At 33.2% G+C, this 15,347-nt stretch carries 13 protein-coding genes; 12 read left to right on the plus strand and 1 reads right to left on the minus strand.

All coding sequences use genetic code 11. The features are described 5' to 3' along the window. Positions 1 to 19 precede the first annotated feature (19 nt). Both AC1RP4_RS07290 and AC1RP4_RS07295 read left to right on the plus strand, forming a co-directional pair. The gene (locus tag AC1RP4_RS07290) at positions 20 to 1,849 is read left to right on the plus strand and encodes an APC family permease (protein ID WP_481761954.1); all 1,830 of its coding nucleotides are present in this window, start codon (positions 20 to 22) and stop codon (positions 1,847 to 1,849) included. Positions 1,850 to 1,958: 109 nt separating this feature from the next. Continuing rightward, positions 1,959 to 3,044 carry a glycosyltransferase family 4 protein gene (locus AC1RP4_RS07295; RefSeq protein ID WP_481761955.1) on the plus strand — a complete coding sequence of 362 codons (1,086 nt, stop codon included), beginning with the start codon at positions 1,959 to 1,961 and terminating at the stop codon, positions 3,042 to 3,044. A 36-nt stretch (positions 3,045 to 3,080) separates the two neighbouring features. Here the strand turns inward: AC1RP4_RS07295 and AC1RP4_RS07300 are convergent, their stop codons facing one another. Then, positions 3,081 to 3,716, minus strand: coding sequence for a YigZ family protein (locus AC1RP4_RS07300; protein WP_481761956.1), 636 nt, complete (start codon positions 3,714 to 3,716; stop codon positions 3,081 to 3,083). Between the two features lie 48 nt (positions 3,717 to 3,764). Here AC1RP4_RS07300 and AC1RP4_RS07305 point away from each other — a divergent pair, with 48 nt between their 5' ends. The 10 genes from AC1RP4_RS07305 (at position 3,765) to AC1RP4_RS07350 (ending at position 15,251) form a co-directional block, all read left to right on the plus strand. Further along, entirely contained in the window at positions 3,765 to 5,093 is a 1,329-nt protein-coding gene (locus tag AC1RP4_RS07305; protein ID WP_481761957.1) for an ATP-dependent helicase ComFA, read from the plus strand. Between the two features lie 116 nt (positions 5,094 to 5,209). Continuing rightward, complete coding sequence (locus AC1RP4_RS07310; RefSeq protein WP_481761958.1) at positions 5,210 to 5,770, plus strand: ComF family protein; 561 nt, start codon at positions 5,210 to 5,212, stop codon at positions 5,768 to 5,770. 205 nt (positions 5,771 to 5,975) lie between these two features. Continuing rightward, on the plus strand, positions 5,976 to 6,536 hold the full coding sequence (gene hpf / locus AC1RP4_RS07315) for a ribosome hibernation-promoting factor, HPF/YfiA family (RefSeq protein ID WP_409021489.1): 561 nt from the start codon (positions 5,976 to 5,978) through the stop codon (positions 6,534 to 6,536). A gap of 153 nt (positions 6,537 to 6,689) precedes the next feature. After that, a complete protein-coding gene (secA, locus tag AC1RP4_RS07320; RefSeq protein WP_481761959.1) occupies positions 6,690 to 9,053 on the plus strand; it encodes a preprotein translocase subunit SecA in 2,364 nt (787 codons plus the stop codon). A gap of 94 nt (positions 9,054 to 9,147) precedes the next feature. Beyond that, positions 9,148 to 10,264 (plus strand): peptide chain release factor 2 gene (gene prfB, locus AC1RP4_RS07325; protein ID WP_481761960.1). Its coding sequence is split into 2 segments (ribosomal slippage): positions 9,148 to 9,219 and positions 9,221 to 10,264, totalling 1,116 coding nucleotides; the frame shifts between segments, so codons are not numbered across the junction. 96 nt (positions 10,265 to 10,360) lie between these two features. Beyond that, positions 10,361 to 11,056 (plus strand): cell division ATP-binding protein FtsE, encoded by a 696-nt coding sequence (ftsE, locus tag AC1RP4_RS07330; protein ID WP_481761961.1) that lies wholly within the window; start codon positions 10,361 to 10,363, stop codon positions 11,054 to 11,056. Beyond that, a complete protein-coding gene (gene ftsX, locus AC1RP4_RS07335) occupies positions 11,037 to 11,924 on the plus strand; it encodes a permease-like cell division protein FtsX (protein ID WP_481761962.1) in 888 nt (295 codons plus the stop codon). Before ftsE ends, ftsX begins: the two co-directional genes overlap by 20 nt. A gap of 130 nt (positions 11,925 to 12,054) precedes the next feature. Next, the gene (locus tag AC1RP4_RS07340; RefSeq protein ID WP_481761963.1) at positions 12,055 to 13,191 is read left to right on the plus strand and encodes a PDZ domain-containing protein; all 1,137 of its coding nucleotides are present in this window, start codon (positions 12,055 to 12,057) and stop codon (positions 13,189 to 13,191) included. Positions 13,192 to 13,215: 24 nt separating this feature from the next. Continuing rightward, entirely contained in the window at positions 13,216 to 13,917 is a 702-nt protein-coding gene (locus tag AC1RP4_RS07345) for a response regulator transcription factor (RefSeq protein ID WP_481761964.1), read from the plus strand. A gap of 59 nt (positions 13,918 to 13,976) precedes the next feature. Then, positions 13,977 to 15,251: a sensor histidine kinase gene (locus AC1RP4_RS07350; protein WP_481761965.1), complete on the plus strand. Its 1,275-nt coding sequence runs from the start codon at positions 13,977 to 13,979 to the stop codon at positions 15,249 to 15,251. The last annotated feature ends 96 nt before the right edge of the window (positions 15,252 to 15,347 follow it).

Genomic DNA, 15,347 nt, shown 5'->3' on the forward strand with positions numbered 1-15,347 from the left:
ACATAAGGGGTAAAGAGAAATGCGTCGTTATTTAAAGAGACTTTTAATTGGGAAGCCATTAAAATCTTCTGAAGAAGGAGATCAACAATTATCAAAATTTAAGGCATTAGCGCTCTTATCGTCAGATGCACTCTCATCTGTGGCGTATGGTACGGAACAAATTGTTACCGTTTTAGTGGGCTTTTCAGCAATGGCAATCTGGTATTCATTACCAATTGCATTGTTAGTCTTAGTTTTATTGGCTTCAATTACAATTTCGTATCGCCAAATTATCCATGCTTATCCTAAGGGTGGAGGCGCGTATGTTGTCTCAAGTAAAAACTTAGGTAAAAATGCTGGATTAATTTCTGGTGGATCGCTTTTAATTGATTATATGTTGACAGTAGCGGTTAGTGTTTCCGCAGGGACTGAGGCATTGATTTCTGCGGTACCTTCGTTATATGGACATCAAGTAGCAATCTCAGTGGTTATTATTATTTTGGTAATGGCAATGAACTTACGAGGCTTGCGGGAATCAGCTTCATTCTTAACTATTCCTGTTTATCTTTTCGTGGTTATGATTATATTGATGTTACTAGTTGGTGGTTATAATATTATGACAGGTCAAGTACCTTACCACGCAACAGCTGCTGTGGGTACGGCCGTTCCTGGAATTACACTAGCCTTACTTTTGAAAGCATTCTCATCGGGATCATCTTCATTAACTGGTGTTGAAGCAATTAGTAATGCAGTGCCTTTCTTCAAAAAACCACATGCTAAAAATGCTGCTGCTACTTTAACAATTATGGCGACGCTTTTGGCAGTCTTCTTTGGTGGAATAACATTCTTAAACTATTGGTATGGCATTATTCCTACTGAAAAAGTAACTGTTCTTTCACAAATTGCACAAACAACATTTGGACAAGGTATTTTGTATTACGTTTTCCAATTTTCAACAGTATTGATTTTAGTATTAGCTGCAAATACAGGTTTCTCGGCATTTCCAATTTTAGCGTTTAATTTAGCTAAAGATAAATTTATGCCTCATTTGTATATGGATAAAGGTGATCGATTAGGCTACTCTAACGGAATTATCACGTTAGCGGCCGGATCAATTATTTTAACATTTATATTTAATGGATCAACGTCATTATTAATTCCATTATATGCGGTAGGTGTGTTTATTCCGTTTACGTTGTCTCAGACAGGGATGATTGTAAAATGGTATCATGATCGCCCAAAAGGTTGGATTATGAAAGCCTTTTACAATTTCTTAGGGGCCTTTATCTCATTTAGTATTTTGTTGATTCTCTTTAGATATCGCTTATCAACAGTATGGCCATTCTTTATTATCATGCCAGTTATGTATATTATATTCTATAAAATAAATGATCATTACAATAAAGTTGCCGAACAATTACGTTTAACAGAAGAAGCAGAAATTCATGATTACGATGGCTCCACAGTTATCGTGTTAGTTAGTTCTGTAACGCATGTTACAACGGGTGCAATTAATTATGCACGTTCAATTGGTGACTACGTAATTGCAATGCACGTTTCTTTCGATACAAATCCGGAAAAAGAACATGAAACGGAACGTGAATTTAAAGAACGTTTCCCTGGTGTTCGTTTTGTTGATTTACATTCGTCATATCGTTCAATTGCTTCACCTGTTGTGAAATTTACAGATGTTATTGCTAAGAATGCCGCTGCTCGTAACTTCACAACGACAGTCTTAGTACCACAGTTTGTTCCAAGAAAACCATGGCAAAATATTCTTCATAATCAAACGAGTTTAAGATTGAGAACGGTCTTAAATTCTCGCGAGAATATTATTGTTGCAACATATAATTATCATTTGAAAAAATAAACATTGAAAAGTATCAATTAAATTTAATTGATACTTTTTTTGTATTTATTTAACAACGTGGTATAGTTAAGACTACTATGACAGAATATTTTTAAGGAGAGATATCAAAATGTTTCCAATTATCGTAGCATTTTTCGCAACAGCGCTTATCTCCGCGTTGCTAACTCCCGTTATTAGACTATTTTCAATTAAAATTGGAGCAGTCGATGTTCCAAATAATAGACGAGTAAATAAGGTTTCAATGCCTACAATGGGTGGATTAGCCATTTTTATAGCTTTTAACTTTACGAATTTTTTTATTTTAAAAAATCAATATCCAATAAAAATGTTAGTGACACTGTTTGTTGCTGAATTGGTAATTATTATCACCGGTGTTTTAGATGATAAGTTTGAATTAAAACCACGCCAAAAGATGTTTGGCATCACAGTTGCCGCCTTGATCGTCTACTTTTTTTCAAATATGCGAATGACGACATTCACTTTACCTTATTTTGGTATTATTAATTTAGGATGGATGAGTTTCCCTATTACAATTATTTGGATTTTAGCTATTACAAATGCTATTAATTTAATAGACGGATTAGATGGCTTAGCAACTGGGGTTTCCATTATTGATTTATTTACAAGTGGTTTGGTAGGCTATTTCTTTTTAGTTAATACAAATAGTTATATTGCAATTATGATGTTTACGCTGGTTGCTGCTCTGATTGGATTTTTGCCATATAATTTCTTTCCAGCTAGAATCTACTTAGGGGATACAGGCGCGTTATTTATTGGATTTATGATTTCAGTATTCTCTTTATCTGGACTTAAAAATGCAACTTTTATTTCTATTATTGTGCCTGTTTTAATATTGGGTGTACCAATTACGGATACTGTTTATGCAATGTTACGCCGGATTTTAAATAAAAAGCCTATCTCTCAAGCAGACAAACATCATTTACATCATCGTTTGATGCAAATGGGGTTAACGCATCGACAGACAGTATTAGTTATATATGGCATTGCGTTAATTTTTTCATTTATTTCATTACTTTATCCAATATCATCAATTTGGGGTTCAATACTAATGTCAGTTGCGACATTAGTGGGACTAGAACTATTCGTAGAGTCCATCGGATTAGTTGGATCTAAACGAAAGCCACTGCTAAATTGGATTAAAAGAATTGTTAAAACGATGACTTCAAAAAAATAGATAGTAAAAAGGATGTCCAGTAATTGGGCATCCTTTTTACTTAACTTGAATTTCATTATATAAATCTTGGCCTAATTTAAAAGTTATTTGGTTATTGAGTAGGTTGATTAGTTGATCTTGTAAGGTTAATATCAAATTTTTATCAACTGCTAAAGTTATTTCTACTGTTTCAAGATAGGTTGTGTGTTGGATTATAATTGAATTTTTTTCAAGATAATTTTCAAGTTTTCCAACATTTTGGTAAGCAATTTGGCAAATAAGTTCGGTTTGTAAAATACGTTCAACGATACCAATTTGTTCAATCGTCTGCGAAGCAGCATTACTATAAGCACGGATTAAACCACCAGCACCTAGCTTAATACCACCAAACTTTCGACTAACAACGATACAAATATTTTTAAGCTGATTTTTTTTAATAACTTCTAGAATGGGAACACCAGCCGTTCCAGAGGGTTCACCATCATCGCTTTGACGTTGGATTTCAGACTCAGTACCAAATGTGTATGCAAAACAGTGATGTCTTGCTTTAGGTTCTAATTTCTTGACTGATTCAATAAAAGCAACTGCATCAGATTCTGTCGCGATTCGAGTGACACGACAAATGAAGGAAGACTTCTTTTCAATTAATGTGGCTAAACCAGATTCTTTAATTGTTAAATAATTTTTTGACATAATTAAGGTTCCTTTGCGTATTTAAACTTATTGAAGGGATTGAGGAGAATGACACTTTCAAGTTTGTATGGTCGTTTAATAACTGATTCAGAAATTGACGAAACTATTAATTTAGATGAACTTACGTCGTACCCAGGAATTAGTATTGAAGATAAACAATTAATCTGTCGCAGATGCCTTTCACAACTTAATTTAAAGGAAAATAAATTACAAGGTGACCGGTACTATTGTTCATACTGTATGATATTAGGACGTATTTCAACTACGACTACACTTTATACTATACCTGAACCCAACTTGTTTTCAACTCAAAAAGGGAGTCCATTGACGTGGAATGGAGAATTAACGACTAGCCAAGAAATATGTGCTAATGAAGTGAAACAAATTTTTAAAAATTCGGGTGCCCGGCATTTACTGTGGGCGGTAACCGGCGCTGGTAAAACAGAAATGCTATTCAAAGGTATTGAAGCTGCTATTATGGATGGTAAGCGCATCTGTTTAGCATCACCACGGGTCGATGTTTGTATTGAATTATTTCCGAGATTGCAGGCAGCATTTCAAAATATTGATATTTGTTTGCTGCACGGAAAGACAACGGAACCATACCGTTATACCCAACTAGTCATCTGTACAACACATCAATTGTTAAGATTTCATAAAGCGTTTGACGTTATGATAGTTGATGAGGTAGATGCCTTTCCATATGCACAGAATCAATTACTGCTTCAAGCAACAACACAAGCAACTAAACAAAAAGGGGCAAGTTTATTTTTAACGGCAACCCCAAGTGAGGATCTGTTAAAGGAGGTTCGCTTAAAACAATTAACGGTTAGTTATTTACCAATACGCTTTCATGGTCAATTATTGCCTGAAATTAAAATTAAATTTGAAAAAGCGTGGGAAAAGAATTTAAAAAAAGGACGTTTACCCAAAAAATTAACACTGAAAATGACAGAGTGGCTAAAACGTAAGGATCCATTTTTAATTTTTGTGCCGAAAATTTGGTTATTGGAACCAGTAATGGAAGCATTTAAAAAGAAGTTTCCTAATTTAAAGGGGGACACTGTTTATTCTGAAGATCCAGATAGACTAGATAAAGTTAAGGCAATTAGAACAGGCGAACTACGGTATCTAATCACAACAACAATTTTAGAACGTGGTGTGACATTTGCTAATCTGGATGTTTTTGTTCTGGGTGCAGATGATAAAACTTTTTCAACGGCAGCGTTAGTTCAGATTGCTGGCAGAGTGGGACGTAATGTCAATCGTCCGTTTGGTGACGTTATCTTTTTATGTTGTGACTACACGATTTCAATAAAAAAGGCAGTTGGACAAATAAAAACGATGAATCGTAAAGCAAGGAAATTAAAGATATGAGAAACTGTCAGATTTGTCATAATACATTTAGTCAAAAATTAACGCTAGCATTTATATTATCGACTAAACCTTATGAAAAAAAGATAGTTTGTAAGAGATGCCAGGAGCAGTTACGATTGATTAATACTCAGTTAGCCTGTAGAGGATGCGGTCGAGAACAAAATAGGCCACAATTATGTGCGGATTGTAAGAAATGGCAACTTATTTATCCTAATTTAAATTTTCAGAATCAAGCGTTGTACATTTATAATGATTTTATGAAAGATATCATTAAAAATTATAAGTTTAATGGTGATTATCAGCTGAGAACTATTTTTCAAGTACAATTAAAGCACAAAATAGAAACAATTGATTTTGATTACCTCGTGGTGATACCTGTTGATTCTGAAACGTTAAATAATCGAGGATTTAATCAAGTCTGTGGTCTTTTAGATATTAAGCATGATCATTTTTTAGTGCGAAATAATACGGTTAAAGAAAAACAATCGCATAAAAATAGGCAACAAAGGCTTGAATTAATTCAACCGTTTGAACTTAGTCCAGATTGCCCAGATTTATCGGATAAAGTTGTTTTGATTGTGGATGATATTTATACTACCGGCCGAACACTATTTTATGCCCATATTTTGTTAGCACAAAATGCTAAAAGCATTAAGAGTATTACCCTTGCAAGATAATGAACAATAGGTACAATTTTTAAATAAATTAGTATGATATATTTAAGCAAAAGTTAAAATGACTGTTAACGATTACAATGGCGTTTTAAATAGATTTGTTAAGGGATATCATTTGTAAATTTAAGTCTATTCGCTTATAATTAAATCAAGCGGTAAGGTAATTAATAGTTTCGTTACCTGCTGTAGATTGAAGGGAGAGTTTATTATGTTAAAATACAATATTCGCGGTGAAAATGTTGAAGTTACAGATGTTACTAGAGATTATGTTGAAAAGAAATTATTTAAATTAGAAAAATACTTTACTGATACATCTAATTCAACGGCCCATGTTAATTTAAAAGTTTATTCAGATAAAACGGCCAAAGTTGAAGTGACAGTTCCGATGCCTTCTCTCGTCCTTCGAGCTGAAGAAACATCACAAGATTTACTTTCAAGTGTTGATCTTGTGACTGATAAATTAGAACGTCAAATTCGCAAATATAAAACTAAAATTAATCGCCAATCAAGAGGCAAGGGAATTAAAGATATTGAAATTCGTAATGAAATTGCTGATGAAGAATCAGATTCTATTGATGAAGTAAGCAAATTTGATGTTGTTCGGACAAAGCATGTTTCTTTAAAACCAATGAATAGTGAAGAAGCTATTTTACAAATGGATATGTTGAGCCATAACTTCTTTATTTACGAAGATGCTGATACAGAGGGTATTAACATTGTTTACAAACGTAAAGATGGTCGCTATGGTTTAATTGAAGCTGAAGATTAAACTAACCTTGAAAAGCCTGTTGAGTAAGTTAACTACTCAGGGCTTTTTTGTTATTTTAGTTTAAAATTTATTGATTTAGTGATACTATAAAAAATGATATTATAATTAAAAATAATTCAATAAATGTGTTTGATATATAAGGGGAAAAGCTAAATGGCAAATGTATTAAGACAATGGGTTGAAAGTGATAATCGTGAATTAAGAAAACTAGGCAAAATAGCCGATAATATTGAAAATATGGCCGACGAGATGGCTTTATTATCTGATGATGAACTAAAAGCTAAAACACCTGCTTTTAAAGCAAGATATCAAGAAGGTGAAACGCTTGATGATCTTTTACCAGAAGCATTTGCAGTGGTACGAGAAGCCGCAAAACGTGTGTTAGGACTATACCCATTCCGTGTGCAAATGATTGGTGGAATGGTTTTAAATAATGGTGATATTGCGGAGATGAAAACTGGTGAAGGTAAAACTTTAACAGCTACTATGCCCGTTTATTTAAATGCAATTTCAGGTCTAGGTGTTCATGTTGTTACTGTTAATGAATATTTATCAAGCCGTGATGCAACAGAAATGGGCGAATTATATTCATGGTTAGGTTTAACTGTCGGATTGAATATTAACGAAAAAACAGCTGAAGAAAAGCGCGAAGCCTACGCAGCTGATATTACCTATTCAACAAATAGTGAATTAGGCTTTGATTACTTACGTGATAACATGGTTGTTTATCGTGAAGATATGGTTCAAAGACCTTTAAACTATGTTATCGTCGATGAAGTTGATTCAATTTTGATTGATGAAGCTAGAACACCGTTGATTATTTCTGGTCAAGCTGAAAAGACGACTGCCATGTATGTTCGTGCAGATCGTTTTGTTAAAACGTTAACTGAAGAAGAAGACTATAAAATTGATCTTGAATCAAAATCAATTTCATTAACCGAAGAAGGAATTCGTAAAGGTGAAAAATATTTTGGACTAGATAATTTATATGATACAGATAATACAATTTTGACTCATCATTTGGATAATGCATTACGGGCTAATTTTGTTATGCTACGTGATAAAGATTATGTTGTACAAGATGGTGAAGTTATGATTGTTGATCAATTTACTGGTCGTATTATGGAAGGTCGTCGTTATTCTGATGGTGTTCATCAAGCTATCGAGGCTAAAGAACATGTTGAAATTGAAGACGAAACTAAAACAATGGCTAACATCACTTACCAAAATTTCTTTAGAATGTACAAGAAATTATCTGGTATGACGGGTACTGCTAAAACTGAAGAAGAAGAATTCCGTGAAATTTATAATATGGAAGTTGTTCAAATTCCAACGAATAAACCTATTATTCGTGATGATAAAGCAGATTTATTGTATCCATCTTTAAATAGCAAATTTAAAGCTGTCATTGCTGATATCAAAGAACGCCATGAAGCTGGTCAACCTATGTTGATTGGTACTGTAGCAGTTGAAACGTCAGAATTATTGGCACAAATGTTAGATGATGCTGAAATTCCACATGCTGTCTTAAATGCTAAAAATCATGAACGTGAAGCTGAAATCATTTTAAATGCTGGACAACGTGGTGCTGTTACCATAGCTACGAATATGGCCGGACGTGGAACTGATATTAAATTAGGCCCTGGCGTTAAAGAAATTGGTGGATTAGCTGTTATTGGTACAGAACGCCATGAATCTCGTCGTATTGATAATCAACTTCGTGGCCGTGCTGGCCGTCAAGGGGATGATGGGATGACACAATTCTATCTTTCTTTGGAAGATGATTTGATGTTACGATTCGGTTCAGAACGTATTAAGAGCTTCTTAGAACGTATGAACATTACTGAAGATGACGCTGTTATCCAAAGTCGTATGATTACAAAACAAGTTGAATCAGCACAAAAACGTGTCGAAGGTAATAACTATGATACACGTAAAAATGTTTTACAATATGATGATGTTATGCGTGAACAACGTGAGGTTATTTATAACCAGAGACAACAAATTATTATGGAAGAAAAAACATTAAAACCTGTTATTATGCCTATGATACAACGTACTGTTAATCATATTGTTCAGATGCACACGCAAGGTGACCAAAATGAATGGAATTTACAAGCTATTGTAGATTTTGCTGTCTCTTCAATGGTTAATGAAGACAGTATCTCATTGGCAGATTTAGAAGGTAAAGATGCTAACCAAATCGAAGCCTACTTGGTCGACCGCGCTGAAAAGAACTATGAAATTAAAGAAGATCAATTAGTTGATGCAGCACAAATGCTTGAATTTGAAAAAGTGGTTGTGTTACGTGTTGTTGATGATAAATGGACAGCGCATATTGATGCAATGGATCAACTTCGTCAGTCTATTGGACTACGTGGCTACGGACAATTAAACCCTCTAGTTGAATACCAATCAGATGGATTTAGAATGTTCGAAGAAGTCGTTGGAGCAATAGAATTTGAAGTGACACGTTTATTTATGAAAGCTGAAATCAGACAAAATATTAAACGTTAATCAAAAAGTTAATCAGAGAACATTATTAAAGAGTCACTTCCGAATTCGATAGAGTTTGAAGGTGACTCTTTTTAGTAAATTAAGGAGAAAATTGATGGAATTAAGCGATTATAGGAAACAAATTAATGAAATGGAACAAAAAATAACTAACTTCAGGGGGTCTCTTTGACTTAGAGACGCTGAATGAACGTATTTCTGAAAATGAAGAACGAATGGCTAACCCAGATTTTTGGAATCACCAAGAAGAAGCACAAAAAGTTATTGACGAAAACAATCAATTAAAAGGTAAATATGATGCGTTTCATGATTTAGAGAGTAAGGTATCAGAATTACAAGTCATGCTTGAATTATTACAAGAAGAAAATGATAATGATATGCTAATAGAATTTGATGACTTGTTTAACGAGACAAAAAAAGCACTCGACAAGTATCAATTACGATTATTATTGAATGAACCTTATGATAGCAGAAATGCTATTTTAGAAATCCATCCAGGTGCAGGAGGTACCGAATCTCAGGATTGGGGATTAATGTTACTTAGAATGTATACGAGATGGGCTGAAAAAAGTGGGCTAATCGTCGAAACAGTAGATTATCAATCTGGCGATGAAGCGGGATTGAAAAGTGTGACGCTTCTTATTAAGGGAGTAAACGCGTATGGTTATCTTAAGAGTGAAAAAGGGGTGCATCGATTAGTTCGTATTTCACCTTTTGATGCTGCTGGTCGACGCCACACGTCTTTTGCATCTGTTGATGTGATGCCAGAGTTGGATGATTCAGTCGAAATAGAATTAAATCAAGATGATATCAGAATGGAAGTATTTAGATCATCCGGAGCTGGTGGACAACATATTAATAAAACATCTTCAGCAGTTAGATTAATTCATATTCCAACAGGGATAGTAACTTCGAGCCAAGCGCAGCGGTCACAATTTCAAAATAGGGCAACGGCTGAAAGTATGATGAAATCTAAGTTATATCAACTTGAAATGGAAGCAAAAGAAAAAGAACGTGCTGCCATTCAAGGTGAACAAATGGATATTGGATGGGGGTCGCAGATTCGATCATATGTGTTCCACCCATACTCAATGGTTAAGGATCATCGTTCCGATTTTGAGACTGGTAATGTTCAAGCGGTAATGGACGGTGATATAGATGGATTTATTAATGCTTATTTACAGTGGAAATTAAAAAATGAAAATCCAAGTTAAAAAATGAAACTTAATTGTAAGACTACTGCAATATAAAGGTAAATAATCATGCTATAATGAAAATGTTATGAAAATAGACACAGGAGGATTCACTGTTTGATAGAATTTAAAAATGTATTTAAACAATATTCTGATGATATTATTGCAAGCAATGATATTAATCTTCGAATTGACCAAGGTGAATTCGTATATGTGGTTGGACCTAGTGGTGCCGGAAAGTCGACATTTATAAAAATGATGTACCATGAAGAACAAGCAACATCTGGTGAAATCACAGTAAATGATTTTCATTTAGAAACGATGAAACCAAAAGAAGTACCATTTTTACGAAGAGATTTAGGAATTGTATTCCAAGATTTCAAATTATTACCTCGTTTAACAATTTTTGAAAATATTGCATACGCGTTAGAAGTTATTGAAAAAGAACCTGCAGAAATTAAAGAACGTGTTGATTACGTGCTAGATCTTGTTGATTTGTCTGACAAGGCGGATAAATTTCCGGAAGAATTATCTGGTGGTGAACAACAAAGAATTGCGATTGCACGTGCAGTTGCAAATAAACCAGAAGTCTTAATTGCTGATGAACCAACGGGGAATTTAGACCCTGAAACGTCAGATGATATTATGTCAATTTTAGAAAAAGTTAATGAACAAGGGACAACAGTTATCATGGCAACTCATAATAGTATTATTGTGAACAAATATCCACATCGTTTGTTGGCTATTGAAGATGGCCGTATTGCCCGAGATGAAGAAGGAGGAAAATACGGTTATGAAAATGAGAACGTTTAGGCGTCATTTTGGTGAAAGTATTAAGAGTTTACGTCGTAATGGATGGATGTCTGTTGCTGCTATTAGTGCTGTTACTGTAACGTTAATTTTGGTTGGGGTGTTACTTTCAATCTTAATGAACGTAAATAAATTAGCATCTGATGTTGAGAACGATGTTCAAGTCAGAGTGTTTGTTGAACGAAAGACAACAAAGAATCAACAGGCTGATTTGAAAAAGAAACTTGAAAGTTATTCAGAAGTTAAAAAAGTTACTTTTTCAAGTAAAAAGGAGCAATTACAACAAGTTGTTGGTAGTTATGGTAATGAATTTAAGTTATTTGGTGGGGATGATAATCCACTATATGATACATTTGATGTTCAAACTAAAAAACCAAAACAAACTGAGCAAATTGCAAAACGTGCTAAAAGTTTAGATTATGTAAATGATGCTAGTTTTGGGGGCACATCTGCTAAAAAACTATTTAAAGTAGTTGGTAATATCCAAAAATGGGGTATGATTATTAGTGCTTTACTCCTCTTTGTTGCAGTATTCTTAATTTCTAACACGATTAGAATCACAATTTTATCTCGAAGAAATGAGATTGGAATTATGCGTCTAGTAGGTGCGACGAATGGATTTATCAGATGGCCGTTTTTACTTGAAGGTGCATGGACTGGGCTTTTAGGTGCTATCATTCCAATTATTTTAGTTGATTTTGGCTATATTTGGATTTATAACGGTTTACAAGTTTCGTTGGCATCAACTAGTTATCAATTATTAACACCAGGAACTTTCTTGGCAGAAATTGATTTATTATTAGTGTCAATCGGGATAATTATTGGTGCTTTAGGATCGTTCGTTTCAATGCGTCGTTTCCTTAAAATTTAATTAAATTTTAAAAGACTGATTTTGCTAAATGCAAAATTCAGTCTTTTTTGTTATTATGATTATCTTTTTTGAATCATGACAAAGCATGATATAATTTGAGTACTATATATTAAAGAAAATAGGTGCATTTATGGTAACGCTTAAAATTATTGGAAACTTTTTCATGCAACCAACGCTTTGGTTAGCAATTATACTGATTTATGGTATGTATACACGAAGAATTAAAAAAGAGAGACAAGCATTTAGAACAGCTGTCGATAGTGATTTTTATGAGGGACGTCATGCAATAAAAGTAGGCTTTATTTTTAGTATTATTGGATCAATGTTACTATTTGGACTAGGTGTTATGTTGCCTATTAACTGGGTAGTTATTTATGCTATTTTTATGATTTTAGGACTACTACTATACCCAGTATTTGATGCTATCTTTCCGCTATTTATTATATCGGGACTAGTATATGGGATGACTAAATCTCAATTAAGTAATTTTGAAATATTTAAATATGAAGAATTTCACGTTGAATTTACGACAGGGATTCTACTGATAGGGACAGTCATTTTATTTATAACTGCTTGTGCGCTGTATTTATTCAGAAATAGTCCCTTATCGCCGAACACACAGTCAGGTAAACGAGGGCGAAATATATCGTCGTTTAGTATGAAGGATCTGTATCTGGTGCCACTTGTAATTCTAACACCGGGTGATCAATTCCATAGTGTACTCTCTTGGTGGCCAATTATTCATATAGCAGGTACAGAATTTAACATCATTATTTTACCATTAATTGTTGGGCTATCATTACGTATCTATAAAGAAATACCAAGAGTAGCTATCAAATTTATAAAAAAACAATACTTATATTTAGCTTTTATAGGGACAGGTTTAGCGATAATGGCTATATTTATACCAATAATGGGGATATATGGATTAATTGTTCTATTAGTTGCGTATTGTATCAGCCAATATATGATCAAACGCCATGATAATAAACAAGAAAAATGGTTTGCAGAATCCAATGAAGGAATATTAATTGTAGGGGTACGCCCAGGTACGCCAGCTTCAAAGATGGACGTAGAGGTTGGTGATGTGGTCGTTCAATGTAATGGCATTGAAGTTAGAAACGAAACCGAATTGTATGAAGCATTACAGAGTAGCTCAACGTATTGTCGATTAAAAATTAGGACATTTAGTGGAGATACAAAAATAACAGAAAGTGCGATATTTTCAGACTCACCATATGAAATAGGGTTAGTCATAATTAAATAAATTTAGTTATCAGGGGGATAAATAATGAAAAAAATTTTAGTTGTAGATGATGAACCAGCAATTGTTACGCTGTTAACGTATAATCTAGAAAATGCGAACTATGAAGTGCATGTAGCAATAGATGGGCCTAGTGCATTTAAAAAAGCAACAGAACAAAATTTTGATTTCATTATTCTCGATTTGATGCTGCCTGGTTACGATGGTATCGAAGTTACAAAAAAATTAAGACAAGAAAAAGTAAAAACGCCAATAATCATTTTAACGGCTAAAGATGATGAATTGAATAAAATAATTGGTTTAGAAATTGGTGCAGACGATTATATGACTAAACCGTTTAGTCCAAGAGAAGTAATAGCAAGAATTAAGGCTATTTTGAGACGTACTGAACATGACTCATCTAAGGATGAACAAATTGATAATGAAGTGAGAGAATTTAAAGATTTTAAAATTGATTTTTCTAACTATTCAGTTTATAAAAATGATGAAAAAGTTGCATTAACACCAAAAGAGTTCGAACTTTTAGTATATTTTATTAAACGAACAGGACGTGTGCTAAGTAGAGAAAAGTTATTGAGCGGTGTTTGGGGATACGATTATGAAGGGCAAACAAGGATGATAGATATGCATGTGAGCCATTTACGCGAAAAATTAGAAGTAGATGCTAAAAACCCCCTATATTTAAAGACAGTTCGAGGATTTGGCTATAAGTTTGAGGAGAATAAATGAAACAAAAACTAAAATGGATAATTACGACGTTAATCTTGTTGCTAAATTTAACATTTAGTATGACACTTCTATGGGATGTATCCGGGAAACTTTTTAGTAAGAATAGTATTATTGGAGTAAGTGTGTTGAGTTTGATTGAAATAGCTATACTTTATAAAATAGCATCTAAAGCAGGTGCTGAGTCCGAATTAATGGCTAATATATTGAATAGTTTAGTCAATAAAGGAGATTCTTATCATGTATTACTAGATACAGATAGTCCCAATTTTGAATTATCGAAAGCCATTAATCGTGTTGAAAGTTATCAAAAGAAAAGAAATATTCACTATCAGGTACAAAATAATAACTATCTAAAATTAATTGAACATTTGACAGTTGGGGTTATGCAAATTGATCATAAAAGACAAGTACTAGTCGTAAATGATATGATTTCTAAATTATTAGGCCAACAGATAGAAAGTAAGCAACATTCATATATTGATGATATTAAAACATACAAATTGAGTGGACTAATTGAAAAAGCCATTAAAACACAAGATAAGCAAAGAGATGAAGTTGAAATTGCCAATACAAACAGAGTGGTTGATGCAACGGTCGTCTATATAGCAAATAACAATGTAGAATTTCAAGTAATCGTAATTTTATATGATATAACTGAGCTGAAATTATTAGAGAAAATGCAAAATGAATTTGTCGGAAATGTGAGTCATGAATTGAAAACACCAGTAACAGCAATTAAAGGATTTGCTGAAACTCTTTTAGAAGAATCTGTTGATTCAAGTACAACTAACAAATTTTTAAATATTATTTATGACGAAAGTGAAAAATTAGAAGTATTAATTCAAGAGATATTAAAATTAGCAAAAGGGCAAAAACCCAAAGAAAATATTTCGAGTTTCAATTTAGATGCTATGATAAATTATGAGTTAGATTTATTAAGTAGTACTATTAAAAGTAAAAATTTAATAGTAGACAAGAGAATAACAAAAGATCTTTATGTAAAGTTTGATAAAAATAAGATAGCCACTATCTTAGGTAATTTATTGCAAAACGCTGTTAAATATAATGTTGATAATGGGCGTATGGTAGTTGAAGTAGGCAAAATAAAGACAAGATTTTTTATAGCAGTATCAGATACTGGTATTGGTATTTCAAATCAAGACAAAAAAAGAATATTTGAACGTTTCTATAGAGTAGATCCGTCTAGAAATAAACAAATAGAAGGTAATGGGCTTGGCCTCGCTATTGTGCAGGAACTAGTGACATCAATGGGTGGAGAGATTAGTGTGAAAGATTCGAATGATAAGGGGACTGAAATTACGATTTATTTGTAATATTAAGAGATATTCACATAAATAGACTTGACCAAGAAAAAGAAAGCTGATATATTTAATAAGTGCTATTGAGGCGATAATGAATATCGCAAATAA

It is taken from the genome of Dellaglioa sp. CoH-56-MRSF-10 (genome assembly GCF_056782175.1).

Excerpts from the sequence above, each read along its gene's own strand:
- AC1RP4_RS07290 (WP_481761954.1), top strand. The coding sequence starts at position 20 with ATGCGTCGTTATTTAAAGAGACTTTTAATTGGGAAGCCATTAAAATCT.
- AC1RP4_RS07295 (WP_481761955.1), top strand. The coding sequence starts at position 1,959 with ATGTTTCCAATTATCGTAGCATTTTTCGCAACAGCGCTTATCTCCGCG.
- AC1RP4_RS07300 (WP_481761956.1), bottom strand. The coding sequence starts at position 3,716 with ATGTCAAAAAATTATTTAACAATTAAAGAATCTGGTTTAGCCACATTA.
- AC1RP4_RS07305 (WP_481761957.1), top strand. The coding sequence starts at position 3,765 with ATGACACTTTCAAGTTTGTATGGTCGTTTAATAACTGATTCAGAAATT.
- hpf (WP_409021489.1), top strand. The coding sequence starts at position 5,976 with ATGTTAAAATACAATATTCGCGGTGAAAATGTTGAAGTTACAGATGTT.
- secA (WP_481761959.1), top strand. The coding sequence starts at position 6,690 with ATGGCAAATGTATTAAGACAATGGGTTGAAAGTGATAATCGTGAATTA.
- ftsX (WP_481761962.1), top strand. The coding sequence starts at position 11,037 with ATGAAAATGAGAACGTTTAGGCGTCATTTTGGTGAAAGTATTAAGAGT.
- AC1RP4_RS07340 (WP_481761963.1), top strand. The coding sequence starts at position 12,055 with ATGGTAACGCTTAAAATTATTGGAAACTTTTTCATGCAACCAACGCTT.
- AC1RP4_RS07345 (WP_481761964.1), top strand. The coding sequence starts at position 13,216 with ATGAAAAAAATTTTAGTTGTAGATGATGAACCAGCAATTGTTACGCTG.
- AC1RP4_RS07350 (WP_481761965.1), top strand. The coding sequence starts at position 13,977 with ATGACACTTCTATGGGATGTATCCGGGAAACTTTTTAGTAAGAATAGT.